Genomic DNA, 13,706 nt, shown 5'->3' on the forward strand with positions numbered 1-13,706 from the left:
TTGACCGCTGCCAGACGAACGACCTGCATTCCTCACTGTTCCTGATCTCGGACTTCAGTCGGAACCGCTTCGGACCTTTGTCCGATGACACTCGGACTGAAGTCCGAGATCCGGAACGCACCGTCTCCCCACCCGTTTGGCATCGAAAGAGGAGTTCAATCATGGACGACAGGAATGAGATTCCAGAAATTTCCAGTGCCTGGAACGCATCCTTGTTAGCGCTCGTCATCTTCCTTGCCGCCATGCTCTATGTCTTCGGCATGGCTATGTCGGGCGAGCCGAGCCAGTTGACCACCACAGTCCAGGGCACCGACCTCATCGAGGTCAGGTGAACTGGAAAAGTCCGGCCAATGCGGTAGTTTGAATGGACCATCGCAATTCAGGTTGGAAATGAACTGGCCCATACGCTGGAATGCCCGCTCCCTCGCCTCCCAATTCCTCATCATGGGAGGGCTTGTTGCCCTTGGCGCAATGTTCGTCATCGGGCTCATCGTCACCCATCTCATCGAGGACGCCGTCATTCACAATTCGGGCGCGGCGACAGCGCTCTACGTCGATAGCGTCGTCGCGCCCTTACTTCCGGACATGCAGAAGGAATCGCTGCTTGATGAGGCAAGCGCCCGAGCACTCGACGAAACGCTCGGACAGGGCGCGCTTGGCCGCCGTCTCGTATCGTTCAAGCTGTGGCGCAGTGACGGCACGATCCTCTACTCCAATCAAAAGGAACTCGTGGGGAAGACGTTTCCGGTCAATGCCAAGCTCGCTCAGGCGTTTGCGGGCTCGCTGGTCGCACGTTACGAAGTCCCAAGCGACCCCGAAAGCGCCGAGGAGCGCAATCTCGGCAAAGCGCTCATGGAAATTTACAATCCTGTTTTGCAGCCTTGGTCGGGGGAGGCTGTCGCCGTCCTTGAATTCTACGAGACGGCCGAAGGGCTAGAAGACAGCCTCGCACGGGCGCGGCTCCGGAGCTGGCTGGCCGTGGCCGGCTTGACTACGATCTTCTTCCTCGCTCTTTCCATTGTCGTCTTTCGCGGCAGCCATACGATCGAGGTTCAGCGCGAAGCGCTAAAGGCCCGAGTGGATCAACTTTCCGCACTCCTCGCCGAAAATCGCGGCCTGCAACGCCGGCTTCAACTGTCCTCGCAGCGCGCTGCGGCCTTGAACGAAACATATTTGCGCAGCATAGGCGCCGATCTGCATGACGGGCCTGCCCAGCACATCGCTTATGCTTCGTTGCGTCTCGACAGTGACCTGCTGGTCGATGCCGGCACCGCGCCGGAGGTACGCGAGGAGGAACTTGCCTGGATCCGCTCGAGCCTTGCCGAGGCGATGAAGGAAATCCGGGATATCTGCAAGGGACTGGTGCTGCCGCAAATCGAAAAGGCTTCGATTACGGAAATCGTAAAACGCGTTGTCGAGGCCCATCAGCAGAAGACCAACACGACCGTCGATACCACAATCGATGAGGACGATCCGGAACTTGCTCCCGCTCTCAAGATTTGTATTTACCGTTTCATTCAAGAGGCGCTCAACAATGCCTATCGACATGGCGGCGGTGTCGAGCAGGCCGTCAGGGCAACATCGAAAGGCGGCGCCGTCCGCGTCGAAGTCAGCGATCGCGGCGAGGGTTTTGATCCAACGCAGGTGAGGCCGGCGAGCCTCGGCCTTGCGGGGCTCAAGGAACGGATCGATAGCCTTGGCGGGGAATTCAACATAAAGACCGGCGAAGGCGGAACGACTGTCATCATGACTTTCGCGCCTATGGAAGTGGAGGAATAGGATGACATCCATCAAGGTCGCCGTCGTAGACGATCATCCCCTGTTTCGCGAGGGGGTGACCCGCAGTCTCTCCGAGGTCAGTGACTTTGCCGTTGTCGGAGAAGGCGCCAATACATCCGACGCCGCAATGATCGCTGCCGATGCCCATCCGGACGTGCTGCTCCTCGATGTGTCGATGCCCGGAGACGGGCTTTCGGTGATCGAGGAGATCCTTTCCATAAGCCCGGATACCAAAATCCTCATGCTGACGGCCTCCGAGGAAGTCGATACGCTCGTCGAAGCGCTCCAACGCGGAGCGAAAGGTTACATTCTCAAAGGTGTTGGTTCCCGCGGTCTGGCGGAAGCGATCCGCACCGTCTTCAAGGGAGCCCGCTACGTCTCCCCGGCGATGTCGGCGAAGGTCATGGAATATTCATTGAGCGGGCAGGCATCCGACAGAGACACGCTCACCCCTCGGGAGCGCGAGGTGATGGACCTTGTTGCCCAAGGTCTCTCAAACAAACACATCGGCCTGCGTCTCGATCTACAGGAGAAAACGGTCAAGCATCATATGACCCAGATCCTGACAAAGCTCGGCGTCACGAACAGGACGGAAGCTGCCTTGCGGTGGCGCGAAAAACGCTAACGCAGCAGGCGCGCGAGCCGCGTGCTGTCAGCCGATGTCGCCCGCCTATTGATGATCGTGCGGCCTTTCGAGTCCTTCATGATGTAGCGTCCTGCACGAAGAGTTTCGGTTATTCCATTCGTATGCCGGACATCGATCGAGCCATCCGTATCTTCGGTCGCGCGTACGCCTGGTGTTGAGGGCACACGATCCGCACGACCGGCTCCATTCGAGCTAGATCGGCTGTTCCCGCTGCCGTTGCCGCCCGAATTTCCGTTACCATTACCCCCACCGCTGCCGCCATTACCATTTCCATTCCCCCCGCTATTGCCGCCGTTGCCATTCCCTCCGCCACTGCCGTTTCCATTTCCCCCACCATTCCCGCCGTTGCCGTTTCCATTCCCTCCGCCGTTGCCATTTTCGTTCTTTGCGAATGCGGTCGGACTGGCCAACGAAGGAAATGAACCCGCCACATCGACCTTCAGCGGCACAACGGCAAGAACACTCGCGCCGCAGCCTTTCAGGAAATTGCGCTTGGAGATCACCATAGTCCCTAGCCTTGTCGTTTTTCCTTGAGTGTCAACTTGAAAACAGGAATGAGATTGACCGCTTGCTCCGAAATTGCAAGACGGTCAGACATAGGTACCAAGGCGGATAGGACTTTGGTCCCGGCTCTCTGATCAAGATGAGCGACGGTCGCTGCAGAAGAAAGCGGCCTTATCATCCATGTCCGTCAAACAACGGGATAAATGCGCTGGCGTCTCGGCCCGCTGAACGGCCGATAGGTATTGTCCGAAGCGCGATAGGAATCATAGCGGGCGGCGTCCCATGAAATATGTGGGTCGGACCTCGTATCGGCTTCCGGCTGCCCTGGAAAGCTTCCTTTCAGCCGTCACGCAAGGTTTTCGGGGGCCACCGTCAAAAGGCTGGTACGTATTGTCAGTGACGTTGTAGGACCGGTAGCGCTGCCGGCATAGGCTGAGATGGCGGCTATCGGCCGTCCATTCCTGCTTCGGCGGCTCAATCGCCCCTGTCACGGTTGCGTCAGGTGGCGCAATGGCCAATACGCCAACCAAATTGGCAGGTTTCAAGGATTGGTTATTGTCGACAACGCCCTGCTGCGGCGGAAGGCGCTCGTAATTTTGAGCCCTGGGGTCGACGCGCATCGGTGTCGTCGTCCAGAGCGGCGCGTCGAGATTGGCGAAGTGATGTGGTTCCGAATCACGCAAGGCATAGGAAGCAAAGCCGCCAATCAGAATGGCACCAAGCACCGCCAGACCAATGGATGATGCAACAAGCGACTTCATCACGCGATCTCACATTCCTGCCCCACATAGAAATCGGCAATGCCGGCTCGGGTTCCGTGACGGGCTCAAAAAAATGCGCTTTTTTGCGCTTGTTTTGCGACGGTGGGACGTTCCTGCCCGTGCGACGCGATCCCCTCGGCCGCAATTTCCGGAAGGCACCCGCAACGGATAGGAATTTATTGCCATCGCCCCGATTTTGACGGATAGCTGTTTTATCGGGTGATCGGATCCGTCGTAACAGATCGCCAGCAGAAAGAGGAAGCATGTCGCAAAGAGCGGGCAGCGCCGACCTCCCCCTTCACGGAGGGCGCGTGCCACCATGGCTGGGCAACCGCATGACCACGCTCGGCGTGCTGATTACCGAGGCGATCGTTCACCATTACGGGCGTGACGAGTTTCTGCAACGGCTCGCCCATCCCTTCTGGTTCCAGTCCTTCGGCGCCGTCATGGGCATGGACTGGCATTCTTCTGGCATCACGACCAGCGTGCTCGGCGCACTGAAGCGCGGACTAAAGCCACTATCGAAAGAACTCGGCCTGCATGTCTGCGGCGGGCGCGGTGCGCAATCGCGCAAGACGCCGGACGAACTGATGGCGATCGGCGATCGCACCGGCCTTGACGGTGCCGGCCTTGCAAAGACAAGTCGCCTGGTCGCCAAGGTGGACAGCGCGGCGGTGCAGGACGGTTTCGATCTCTATCTGCACGGCTTCATCGTTGCCGATGACGGGCATTGGGTGATCGTCCAGCAGGGCATGAACGGCGACAAGCGCCAGGCACGGCGATATCACTGGCTCTCGGAAGGACTGGAGAGCTTCGTCAATTCCCCGCACGCGGCGATCGAAGGCCGATCGCAGGGCGAGATCGTCAATCTCGCCGACCGGCGGGCGGAAAAATCCCGACATGACCAACTCGATCTTCTCGTAGCGCTTGGGCCAGACCGCATTGTCCGTGAGGCGGCAGCCCTTGCCCTGGCCGCCGATCCTGCGCCCGCGCCGGAGCCAGTCGAACAGCCGATGCTGCCCCATCTCATCATGCCCGCCCATCACGACGTGCGCGAAAGCGACGTCAACATGAGGCGTCTGCACGGCAACCTTGCCGCAGCTGCCGATCGCGGACCGGTCGATTTCGAGGACCTGCTTCTCGTACCAGGCGTTGGCGCCCGTACGGTCAAGGCGCTGGCCCTCGTCGCCGAAGTCGTGCATGGCGCGCCCTGCCGATTTTCCGATCCCGCCCGTTTTTCCATCGCCCACGGCGGCAAGGACAGGTATCCCTTCCCCGTACCGCTCAAGGTCTATGACGAGACGATCAACGTCATGAAATCAGCCGTGATGAGGGGGAAACTCGGTCGCGAAGAGGAATTACAGGCACTACGCCGGCTCGACGAGCAGTCACGCAGCATGGAGCGTTACGCCACCGGTCCTGATCTCAAAGAAATTGTCGCCGGCGAATTCCAGCAATCCTCCACCTTCGGCGGACGTAGCGTCTTCGGCTGGGAACTGCCGCCGGAGAACGCAAGAGCGGACGCAGGAATACGGCCCCGTACGAACAAGCGCTGAGCGCGTAGGCTCGCAATCTCAACGCGGCCAACGGCCATCCGCTCAGGCATGAGGCGGCGCCATCGGCTCATCGGCAAAACCGGCAGCATCCAGCGCGCTGCGCACGAGACCGGATGCCTTCGCCCGTTCCATGAATTCGGTCAGCAAGGCCAGTCCAGCCGGCTTGTCCTTGCCTGTCGCGATGGCGATGCCTGTCTGTTGAAAGCCACCATCGAGGACCCGCGCGCCCGGCAGTTGCGGCAGCAGCGAGCGGAAGGCGTCGCGTGAAAGGGCCAGAGCATCCGCTCGGCACTCCAGCAAACGATTGACGCCTTCAGCGACCGTTTCCACCGGTTCCGGTCTGATTACCGTCAGCGAACGGGCAGCACTTCGGATCGTCGTGGTGTTGGCAATGCCGACGACGCGCACATCGGCGCGGTCGACCTCGGCCAGGCTCGCGATGCCGGATGCAGCGGTGACGAGATAGGTGCTCTCGATGATGTAATAGGCCGGACCGAAGGCAACACGTTTGCGCCTCTCGTCGTCGACCGGCATGAAGCTGACATCGATTGCACCGGCTTCGAGCGCCTCGGTGCAGGCGCCGGAATTCGGGAAAGCAACAATCTCCGCGTCAAGGCCGAGCGTCGCAGCAAGCGCCCAACCGATATCGACGGTCACGCCGCGATGACTGCCATTCTCCATCACGGCAAAAAAGGCCGACGCAGCGGGTGCAACGACGATGCCGAGACGCAACCGACCCGTTGGGGCAAGCTCCTGGATGATGTCTGCTGCTGCGATCTCCGTCAGAGGCGTATTCAGATTCTCTTGAACGAAACTCATGCCGGCGTGCCGACACCAAGCAAGGCTTCCTTCTCGTTTACTGACAGGCTCGTCAGCCGATAAAGGATGAAGCCCGTCTTCTCGGAGTGGATGCTCGCCAGCGCCTCGCCGAAAACACTCTTGATCTCGCCCAGCAATTCGCCAACTGCCACAGGCTCACCGAGATCCTTTTTTGGATACCAGAGCCCGGTTACCGGCGCAGTGGGAACCCACATGGTGACGACATCAAGCGATGTTACCGGCGCTTTACCCGGCAGCATGCCAATATGCTGCATGACACGTCGAATGCCGTCTGTCATCTGTGCCACGGTCGCCTCGCCCCACAGGCCGTTACCGCTGACCTCGGGCAGGATGCTTGGAATGCCGAGCTTGTGGGATGCATCGACCGTATAGCCGGAGCCGCCGGCTGCAACAGCAACCTTGATGCCGAAGGCAGCCGCAAGCGCTTTCGACTTCTCGCAAGCGGCGGGGAAAATGGTGAATGGTGCAAGGCTCTCGTCCAGGTCGCCGCCATGGCAATCGATATAGGCATCGGCCTTCGAAAACACTTCCGTCACCAGCCAATGCGCCAGCTGTTCGCTGGTCGTTCCATCAGGCTTGCCAGGAAACATGCGGTTCAGGTTTTTGCCGTCCTGCGGCACGATATAGATGTTGCGCCGCTGGAAGGCTTCAACGTTCAGGATAGGCAGAACGACAAGTGTGCCCTTGATCTCTTCCGGCCGCGTTTTCATCAGCCGGACAGCCGCCTCGATCGAGCAGAATTCCGAACCATGCACGCCGGCGGTGACGAGCAGGCACGGTCCCTCCTCGGCTCCTTCGATAACAGCGAAGGGAATTTCGAGCTCTTTCGTCACGCGGACATGGCCGAATTCCGAGCGGGGCTTTCCGGTGCGCAGGGCGGGCAAGGCGGTCATCGAGCATTCCTCCATGAAAAGCGCCGTTTGCGCCGGCGTCGTTGTGATTCTCCTCAGGCGGAGGCGGCAAGTCGCCTCAGCAACATTGTCCAGGCCCGCATGCCGAGCTTGAAATTCCCGAGCCGCAAGAATTCGTTGGGCGCGTGATAATCCTCGTCAGCGGTGGAAAAGGAGAAGAAGATCGAGGCGCAGCCGAGATGCTGGCGAAAGGCACTACCGATCGGGACCGTGGCGCCCATGGCGACCCGCAGCGGCTTTTCGCCGAGCAAGTCGCCGAGGACCTCTTCGGAAATTTTCAAGGCCGGCAGATCAGGATCAACGAAATCCGCCTCGCTGCCCGGCCCGTGACGATGAACCTCAAGCTGAAAGCCCTTTGGCAAACGCTGCTGCAAATGGCGGACAATCGCCGCAATCACGGTATCCGGTTTTTGTCCGGCAATGAGGCGACAGGTGATCTTGGCGCTCGCCGTATTCGGAATGACCGTCTTGGTCCCCTTGGCCTGGTATCCGCCCCAAATGCCGTTGAACTCCAGTGTCGGCTCCAGCCATTGCCGGATCAGCAATTCGCGACCGCTATCGATCGGATCGCCGCCGGACACACCGATCTCCCGGTAATAGGCAGCGCTGTCGAATTGCGATGCCTCGATTGCCGTGATGATCTTCGGATCGGGAGGTGTCGCGCCATCCAGAAAACCCCCGACGCTGACGCGACCATCCGGGCCGTGCATGGAAGCGAGCAGGCCCGCAAGTGCTGCGATCGGGTTGGGCGCACTGCCGCCGTGGCGACCGGAATGCAGGTCCTTGGCGGCACCGGTTATGGTGACATCGAGGGCCACGAGGCCACGGCTCGCCACCGTGATCGACGGCTTGTCCGGACGCCACATGGCACCATCGGCCGAAAGCACGAGGTCGCAGCGGAGCTTGTCGCGGTATTTCTCCAGCGTCGGCGCAAAATGGGGGCTGCCGGATTCCTCCTCGCCCTCGATCAGTACCTTCAGATTGACGGGCAAACGGCCTTCGACGCGCATGAAGGCTTCGGCGACAAGGATCGGGATCAGCAGCGGCCCCTTGTCGTCGGACACGCCGCGGGCATAGAGCCTGCCATCGCGCTCATCTGGCTCGAAAGGCGGCGTCTCCCACTTCTCAAGCGGATCGGGCGGCTGGACGTCGTAATGGCCATAAACGAGATAGGTCGGCAGTGTGGGATCGGAGAGAATTTCGCCATAGATGGCACGGTGCCCGCCGGTATCAAGCGTTTCAACGGCGGCAAAACCAGCCCTGCGCAGACGATCCGCCACGAAGGCCGCGGCCTGGCGGATGCCCTCGGCAAAGGCCGGGTCGGTGCTGACGCTCGGTATCCGGCAAAAAGCCTTGAGATCATCAAGCGCCGCCGGATAATTCTCCTCCAGATAGGTCTCGACGCTCATTTACCGCCGTCCACGCTGATGACCTGGCCGGAGATCCAGCCGGCATAATCGGAAGCGAAGAACATGACCATGGCGGCGATATCGTCAGGCCGGCCGAGACGTTTCAATGCGATGTTCTGCAGAAGCCGCGCCTGTCCTTCCTCTCCCATCGCATCCCACTGGCGCTCGGTGGTCGGGTTGGAGCGAACGAAACCGGGAGCGACATTGTTGACCGTGATGCCCCAGGGGCCGAGCTCATGGGCGAGCTGGCGCGTCAGCCCGATCTGGCCGGCCTTGGCGCTGGCATAGGCCTGGATGCCGGTCAGCGAGATGCCGAGGCCGGCGCCGCTCGAGATATTGACGATGCGCCCGGTCTTGCGTTTCTTCATGACGGGGGCAACCGCCTGTGCCATGAAGAAGGCGCCGGACAGATTAACATCGAAGATCGTCTGCCAGTCGCTTTCTGAAATCTCCTCGATCGGCCGCCCAACCTGACCGCGCACGCCGCCGGCATTGTTGACGAGGATATCGACCTCGCCGAAGGTCGGCACCAGCGCCAGCACATCGGTGCGGTTGCCGACATCGAGTACGTGGGCCGTGGTCTTTGCTCCACAGAGCTTCACCGTTTCCTCGAGCCCAGCCACATTGACATCGCAGGCATGAACCCGCGCGCCGCGGCTTGCAAAAGCCTCTGATATCGCCCGACCAAAGCCGTGGGCAGCGCCAGTGACGACGACGACCTTTCCGTCAAAGGAGATGTTCATGCGACCCTCGCAAGCTCTTCGATATTGGCCATGGCGAGCGGGCGCTTATCGTCTTCGATCTCGTGGATCATGGTGATGAGGCGAGCGGCAAGTGGGGTCGGAACGCGCGATTCCCTGCCGATCTCCACGACCGGCAGCACCTGCGCGTCGACCTCTGTCTTGCGTTTGCGAACCGCGAGATCGCGCCAGATGCCGGAATGCGACTTGACCGATTTGCGATTGTGGACGGACATGTCGTCGAAGGACTTGTTCGTCTGCTCCGGCGTCGCCAGCGGTCCAAAGGCTGCCGGATCGAAGCCGTCGAAAGCCTCCGGCTTGATATTGTTGATGGCGGCGACAGTCGCCACTTCCAATGCCAGCTTGCGCAAAACCGGCCGCGCGGTCGGATTGTCGAGAACGTCGGCAATGCTGTCATTGGTAAGTGCAGTTCCGAAGAGCAGCGCGCCATAGATGAGCTTGCCCCACAGGAAGCCCCAGATGTTGTTGGTGATCAGAGCTTTCGGCTCGAACTGCTTCATCAGGTCGTAGATTCCCTCGGCGCGATCTGTAAACCGCCCGTCCAGTTCGCCGATAACGACGGCGCCCCGGCCGCTATATTGCACGACGCCAGGTTCGAGATAGTCGGCTCCAAAATTCACGAAGCAGCCAATCACGCGGTTCTCACCGACAATGCGGGAGATGACGCGCTCATTGAGACCGTTCTGCGCCGAGACGACATATCCGTCCGAGGCGAGATGCTCGACAAGCATATGTGTTGCGGCTTCCGTATGATGCGCCTTCACGCAGAGGAAGGTGCGCGCATAGGTGCCTTCGAGGTCTTCCGGCAGATAGGCCCTGGCCCTGAGGACATCCTCGAAGATCGGACCGACGATCTGCAGGCCCTTCTCGTTGATGGCATCGACATGTTCCCTAACGCTGTCGACGAAGATCACCTCGTTGCCGGCCCGGATGAAGGCAGCACCCAGCGTACCGCCGATCGCACCGGCACCCCAGATCAGGATCGGTTCGCTCATGCCCAGCCTCCCTCGAGCAGCGCACGGGTTTCGTCGACCGCCACATCCCAGATTGCCTGCATTTCCTCATCGGGTCGCTCGTAGTAGCCGCCGAAATTGCCGTCTCCGAGATAGGCTTTGACGGCATCCGGCGACATGACCCGCATGCGGGCAAGATCGATCATCGGCTTCTGCTGGGTCGGCTGTTTGACACCCTCAAGACGTGTCCAGGGGAAGTTCTCCATCCAGGAAGCGTGCGAGGCAATGGTGTCGATCTCCTGGACCTTGGCGTGGGTTTTCGGCGCATTCCACCAATTGTGGAACTTCACCGCCGTGTCTGGGTTATCCGCCATCCATTCGATCGCCATGCTGCCGGCTGGCTGGTTGCCGCCATGGCCGTTGACGATGAGGATGCGGCGGAAGCCCTGCCGCCTCAAGCCGTCGAGGATATCGCGAATCAAGCTGATATAGGTCTCCTGGCGGATGCTGATCGTGCCGGGGTAGGAGAGGAAATAGGGCGTGATGCCATAGGCAACGACCGGAAAGACCGGAATGCCGAGCGGCGCGGCGGCGTCGGCGGCGACCTTCTCCGACAGGATGGAGTCGACCGAAAGCGACAGGCCGGCATGCTGCTCGGTGCTGCCGAGGGGCAGGATCGCCCGGTCATCGGTTTTCAGATAGGTTTCGATCTGCTGCCAGTTTGAGCCAGATACTCTCATCTCGTCTGCCTTTCCTAGACCTTTGCGTCGATAGCGTCTCGTTTGGATGTGTCGTCTGCCTGCGAAACAACGCCGGCAGCACGAATGATCGGTACGATCACTCTTTCGATGTCGGCTGTATCTGGCGCATGGCGGTATTCGATTGCCTGCATGCCCTCGGGAAGAAGATCGGTCACGCTTTCCGCGCCCGATGCGTAGATCACCACGGAGACATTGGCGAGGAGTGTCTCCAGCCCCGGCGCCTCGAGCGTGGTTGCGGTAATTTCGCTGACATGCGGCGCAAAGCGCTGCACGCCGCTCTTCATGATCGGCAGGAAATCCGGAAAGCGCGAGACGACGGCGATCGAGGCCAGCGAGTCGAGCGAGGCAAGTGCCCTGCGCGTCTCCTCCGATGGCGTGAAGCTGATTGTCACCACCTTGGTATTCGGCACAAGGGTCGCGACCTCGCGGTGGCGATTGGCGAAGGTGATGGCAAGATCGGCGGAATTGGCGCGCGCCATGGCGGCAGGGTTGCGCTCGATCGAGGAGACCGTCATCGGTTCGACCGTCACATCGCGACCGAGGCGGGCCGCGATGAACTTGGCATAGCTGGCAGTCGCATCCTGAAAGATGCCGATCATAACGATGCGCAGCCGTGGACCGATACTGTCACGATAAAAGGCCCGAGCATTAACGAGGGAGACAAGGTCTGACGAACGAATACCCAAGCGGCGGCTCTCATCGATCAGGTGGTCGATCTGCCGATGCAACTCGCTCACATCTGCCCGCCCTGCGAGCCGCGCCTGATGGCTGTCGCTGACGAACGTGCCGGAGCCCGGACGCGTGTCGATCAGGCCAGCCGCCTTCAAGTCGGAATAGACCTGGCTGACCGTCATCGGGGCGACGCCCACCTTCTCGGCCAGTTCCCGCACCGATGGAAGGGCTTCCCCAGGCGCCAACTCGCCGCAGGCGATGCCATATTCGATAAGGCCCTGAAGCTGCGTGCGCAGAGGCACCGGCAACTCCCGGTCGACGAAGAAATCCATGAAACCCGTTCAGCGCTATCTGTTATAGATGGATATAACGGTTATCGCGAAAATGGCGCATTGACAAGTCAAGCGTCTCAGTAGGCTTGGACAAAAATCAGTTGACAGGCTTTTTTCTGCGTGAAATCGTTATAGTCAATAATAACACTTAATATGCATAAAAAGGGGAATGATATGAGGACGATCGCTCGTGCGGCCGTGGCCGCTGCAGTTTTACTCGGCACCAGTGTTTCAGCATTCGCCCTGGAGCGGGGCGGCACACTGGTCTACGGTCGCTATGCCGACAGCCTTTTCCTGGATCCCGTGCTGAACGACGCCAACGTCGATATCTGGATCCTGTCCAATCTCTACGACACTCTGCTCCTGCCGACCGATGATGGCAAGGGCGTACAGCCTGGCCTCGCCAGCGACTACAAGGTGGCCGACGACGGCAAAAGCGTAACGCTGACCCTGCGCGACGGCATCAAATTCTCCGATGGTTCTCCGATCACCCCCGGCGACGTCGCCTGGTCGCTGAAGCGCGCCTCCAAGAAAGACAACGGCATCTGGGGCTTCATGATCGAATCCATCGACGACGTGACGACGGAAGGCGACAAGACCGTTACGATCAAGCTCAAGCATCCGGATCCGGCCATTCTTGCGGCCTTGACCGTCTTCAATACCGGCATCCTGCCGGAAAAAGCCTTTGAAGCATCGCCGGGCGCGACCGACGAGGAAAAGGCCAAGGCTTTTGCGGAACATCCTGTTGGTTCCGGCCCCTTCGTGCTGAAGTCCTGGGACCGCGGCTCCAGCATGAAGCTGGTGCGCAACGAATATTACTGGGGCAAGGGCGAGGACGGCAAACCACTGCCCTATCTGGACGGTCTAGACTTCGAGCTGATCCCCGACGATGCGACCCGCATCCTGAAGCTCACATCCGGTGAGATCGATGGCGCCGAGTTCATTCCCTATGCCCGTGTCGACGAACTGAAGTCGTCCGGTAGTCTCAATATGGAACTCTACCCATCGACACGCGTCGAATACATTACGCTGAATGTCCGTCCGCAGCTTGGCGGCAAGGACAATCCTCTGTCCAACGCCAAGGTCCGCCAGGCGATGAACTATGCCGTCAACAAGGATGCGATCATCCAGATCGTCACCCACGGCGTCGGCACACCGCAGACGTCCTACATGTCGTCGGCAACGCCGCTGCATGTCGGCGACAAGCCGCTCTATCCCTACGACCTGGAAAAGGCGAAGAGCCTGATGAAGGAAGCCGGATTCGAGAACGGCTTCTCGACCAGCATCCTCGTGCTCGCCGGCAATCAGGACGAGGTCGGCATCTCGACCGCCCTGCAGCAGATGTGGGCGCAGATCGGCATCAAGCTCGAGCTGCAGCAGGTCGATAACCCGACCCGCACCCAGCAATATCGCGACGGCACCTTCGTGATGCGCAACGCCGCCTGGACCGACGATATCGCCGATCCAAACGAGATCACCTCCTATTTCGTCTATTCCAAGACGATCGATGCGCTGCACAGCGGCTGGAAGAACGACGAGGCAGACAAGCTCTTCGAAGACTCCCAGAAGGAAATGGATCCAAAGAAGCGCGCTGAGCAATATGCGAAGATGCAGGAAATCTATAACACCGAAGGCCCGACCGTGCCGCTCTATGAGACGCCCTACCCGGTTGCTCTCAGCAAGAAGGTCCACGGCTTCCTGCAGATCCCGCTTGGCAACAACATTTTCGCCAAGACCTGGAAAGACAAGTAATACGTGACCCAGCCTGCTGCGCGGGCCTCTTACCAAGGCCCGCGGCCTTTTTCGACTACAGCATCGGCC

General features: G+C 60.1%; 15 protein-coding genes. 5 read left to right on the forward strand and 10 right to left on the reverse strand.

Features of this window, described 5'->3' with window-relative positions; translation table 11 throughout:
- The first annotated feature begins 161 nt into the window (after positions 1–161).
- The 3 genes from KQ933_RS26540 to KQ933_RS26550 are packed head-to-tail and all read left to right on the forward strand — an operon-like array spanning position 162 to position 2,404.
- The gene (locus KQ933_RS26540) at positions 162–332 is read left to right on the forward strand and encodes a hypothetical protein (protein ID WP_216758986.1); all 171 of its coding nucleotides are present in this window, start codon (positions 162–164) and stop codon (positions 330–332) included.
- 58 nt (positions 333–390) lie between these two features.
- A complete protein-coding gene (locus tag KQ933_RS26545; RefSeq protein WP_216758987.1) occupies positions 391–1,779 on the forward strand; it encodes a sensor histidine kinase in 1,389 nt (462 codons plus the stop codon).
- Position 1,780: 1 nt separating this feature from the next.
- Positions 1,781–2,404, forward strand: coding sequence for a response regulator transcription factor (locus KQ933_RS26550; RefSeq protein ID WP_216758988.1), 624 nt, complete (start codon positions 1,781–1,783; stop codon positions 2,402–2,404).
- On the opposite strand, the gene KQ933_RS26555 is transcribed toward KQ933_RS26550, so the two are convergent.
- The 3 genes from KQ933_RS26555 to KQ933_RS33590 form a co-directional block, all read right to left on the reverse strand.
- Positions 2,401–2,931, reverse strand: coding sequence for a hypothetical protein (locus tag KQ933_RS26555; protein WP_216758989.1), 531 nt, complete (start codon positions 2,929–2,931; stop codon positions 2,401–2,403). The genes KQ933_RS26550 and KQ933_RS26555 overlap by 4 nt on opposite strands.
- A gap of 185 nt (positions 2,932–3,116) precedes the next feature.
- Positions 3,117–3,218: a BA14K family protein gene (locus KQ933_RS26560; protein ID WP_253958431.1), complete on the reverse strand. Its 102-nt coding sequence runs from the start codon at positions 3,216–3,218 to the stop codon at positions 3,117–3,119.
- Positions 3,193–3,690 carry a BA14K family protein gene (locus tag KQ933_RS33590; RefSeq protein WP_253958346.1) on the reverse strand — a complete coding sequence of 166 codons (498 nt, stop codon included), beginning with the start codon at positions 3,688–3,690 and terminating at the stop codon, positions 3,193–3,195. Before KQ933_RS33590 ends, KQ933_RS26560 begins: the two co-directional genes overlap by 26 nt.
- A 263-nt stretch (positions 3,691–3,953) precedes the next feature.
- Here KQ933_RS33590 and KQ933_RS26565 point away from each other — a divergent pair, with 263 nt between their 5' ends.
- Entirely contained in the window at positions 3,954–5,246 is a 1,293-nt protein-coding gene (locus KQ933_RS26565) for a DUF763 domain-containing protein (protein ID WP_216758990.1), read from the forward strand.
- 42 nt (positions 5,247–5,288) lie between these two features.
- On the opposite strand, the gene KQ933_RS26570 is transcribed toward KQ933_RS26565, so the two are convergent.
- Genes KQ933_RS26570 through KQ933_RS26600 form a run of 7 tightly spaced genes read right to left on the reverse strand, consistent with a single transcriptional unit; the run spans position 5,289 to position 11,885 of the window.
- A complete protein-coding gene (locus KQ933_RS26570) occupies positions 5,289–6,065 on the reverse strand; it encodes a transporter substrate-binding domain-containing protein (protein ID WP_216758991.1) in 777 nt (258 codons plus the stop codon).
- Positions 6,062–6,979: a succinylglutamate desuccinylase/aspartoacylase family protein gene (locus tag KQ933_RS26575; protein ID WP_216758992.1), complete on the reverse strand. Its 918-nt coding sequence runs from the start codon at positions 6,977–6,979 to the stop codon at positions 6,062–6,064. The genes KQ933_RS26570 and KQ933_RS26575 overlap by 4 nt, the downstream gene beginning before the upstream one ends.
- 53 nt (positions 6,980–7,032) lie before the next feature.
- The gene (locus tag KQ933_RS26580) at positions 7,033–8,406 is read right to left on the reverse strand and encodes a dipeptidase (RefSeq protein ID WP_216758993.1); all 1,374 of its coding nucleotides are present in this window, start codon (positions 8,404–8,406) and stop codon (positions 7,033–7,035) included.
- Positions 8,403–9,149 carry an SDR family NAD(P)-dependent oxidoreductase gene (locus KQ933_RS26585; RefSeq protein WP_216758994.1) on the reverse strand — a complete coding sequence of 249 codons (747 nt, stop codon included), beginning with the start codon at positions 9,147–9,149 and terminating at the stop codon, positions 8,403–8,405. Before KQ933_RS26585 ends, KQ933_RS26580 begins: the two co-directional genes overlap by 4 nt.
- Positions 9,146–10,162: a ketopantoate reductase family protein gene (locus tag KQ933_RS26590; protein WP_216758995.1), complete on the reverse strand. Its 1,017-nt coding sequence runs from the start codon at positions 10,160–10,162 to the stop codon at positions 9,146–9,148. The genes KQ933_RS26585 and KQ933_RS26590 overlap by 4 nt, the downstream gene beginning before the upstream one ends.
- On the reverse strand, positions 10,159–10,860 hold the full coding sequence (locus KQ933_RS26595) for a creatininase family protein (protein WP_216758996.1): 702 nt from the start codon (positions 10,858–10,860) through the stop codon (positions 10,159–10,161). Before KQ933_RS26595 ends, KQ933_RS26590 begins: the two co-directional genes overlap by 4 nt.
- A 14-nt stretch (positions 10,861–10,874) precedes the next feature.
- Complete coding sequence (locus KQ933_RS26600) at positions 10,875–11,885, reverse strand: GntR family transcriptional regulator (protein WP_216758997.1); 1,011 nt, start codon at positions 11,883–11,885, stop codon at positions 10,875–10,877.
- A 174-nt stretch (positions 11,886–12,059) separates the two neighbouring features.
- On the opposite strand from KQ933_RS26600, the gene KQ933_RS26605 reads away from it, so the two are divergent.
- A complete protein-coding gene (locus KQ933_RS26605) occupies positions 12,060–13,637 on the forward strand; it encodes an ABC transporter substrate-binding protein (RefSeq protein ID WP_216758998.1) in 1,578 nt (525 codons plus the stop codon).
- Positions 13,638–13,706: the final 69 nt, after the last annotated feature.

It is taken from the genome of Rhizobium sp. WYJ-E13 (genome assembly GCF_018987265.1).
In the GTDB taxonomy this organism is placed as follows: Bacteria; Pseudomonadota; Alphaproteobacteria; order Rhizobiales; family Rhizobiaceae; genus Rhizobium.

Excerpts from the sequence above, each read along its gene's own strand:
- KQ933_RS26605 (WP_216758998.1), top strand. The coding sequence starts at position 12,060 with ATGAGGACGATCGCTCGTGCGGCCGTGGCCGCTGCAGTTTTACTCGGC.
- KQ933_RS26585 (WP_216758994.1), bottom strand. The coding sequence starts at position 9,149 with ATGAACATCTCCTTTGACGGAAAGGTCGTCGTCGTCACTGGCGCTGCC.
- KQ933_RS26540 (WP_216758986.1), top strand. The coding sequence starts at position 162 with ATGGACGACAGGAATGAGATTCCAGAAATTTCCAGTGCCTGGAACGCA.
- KQ933_RS26580 (WP_216758993.1), bottom strand. The coding sequence starts at position 8,406 with ATGAGCGTCGAGACCTATCTGGAGGAGAATTATCCGGCGGCGCTTGAT.
- KQ933_RS26600 (WP_216758997.1), bottom strand. The coding sequence starts at position 11,885 with ATGGATTTCTTCGTCGACCGGGAGTTGCCGGTGCCTCTGCGCACGCAG.
- KQ933_RS26590 (WP_216758995.1), bottom strand. The coding sequence starts at position 10,162 with ATGAGCGAACCGATCCTGATCTGGGGTGCCGGTGCGATCGGCGGTACG.
- KQ933_RS26550 (WP_216758988.1), top strand. The coding sequence starts at position 1,781 with ATGACATCCATCAAGGTCGCCGTCGTAGACGATCATCCCCTGTTTCGC.
- KQ933_RS26570 (WP_216758991.1), bottom strand. The coding sequence starts at position 6,065 with ATGAGTTTCGTTCAAGAGAATCTGAATACGCCTCTGACGGAGATCGCA.
- KQ933_RS33590 (WP_253958346.1), bottom strand. The coding sequence starts at position 3,690 with ATGAAGTCGCTTGTTGCATCATCCATTGGTCTGGCGGTGCTTGGTGCC.
- KQ933_RS26595 (WP_216758996.1), bottom strand. The coding sequence starts at position 10,860 with ATGAGAGTATCTGGCTCAAACTGGCAGCAGATCGAAACCTATCTGAAA.
- KQ933_RS26545 (WP_216758987.1), top strand. The coding sequence starts at position 391 with ATGAACTGGCCCATACGCTGGAATGCCCGCTCCCTCGCCTCCCAATTC.
- KQ933_RS26565 (WP_216758990.1), top strand. The coding sequence starts at position 3,954 with ATGTCGCAAAGAGCGGGCAGCGCCGACCTCCCCCTTCACGGAGGGCGC.
- KQ933_RS26575 (WP_216758992.1), bottom strand. The coding sequence starts at position 6,979 with ATGACCGCCTTGCCCGCCCTGCGCACCGGAAAGCCCCGCTCGGAATTC.
- KQ933_RS26555 (WP_216758989.1), bottom strand. The coding sequence starts at position 2,931 with ATGGTGATCTCCAAGCGCAATTTCCTGAAAGGCTGCGGCGCGAGTGTT.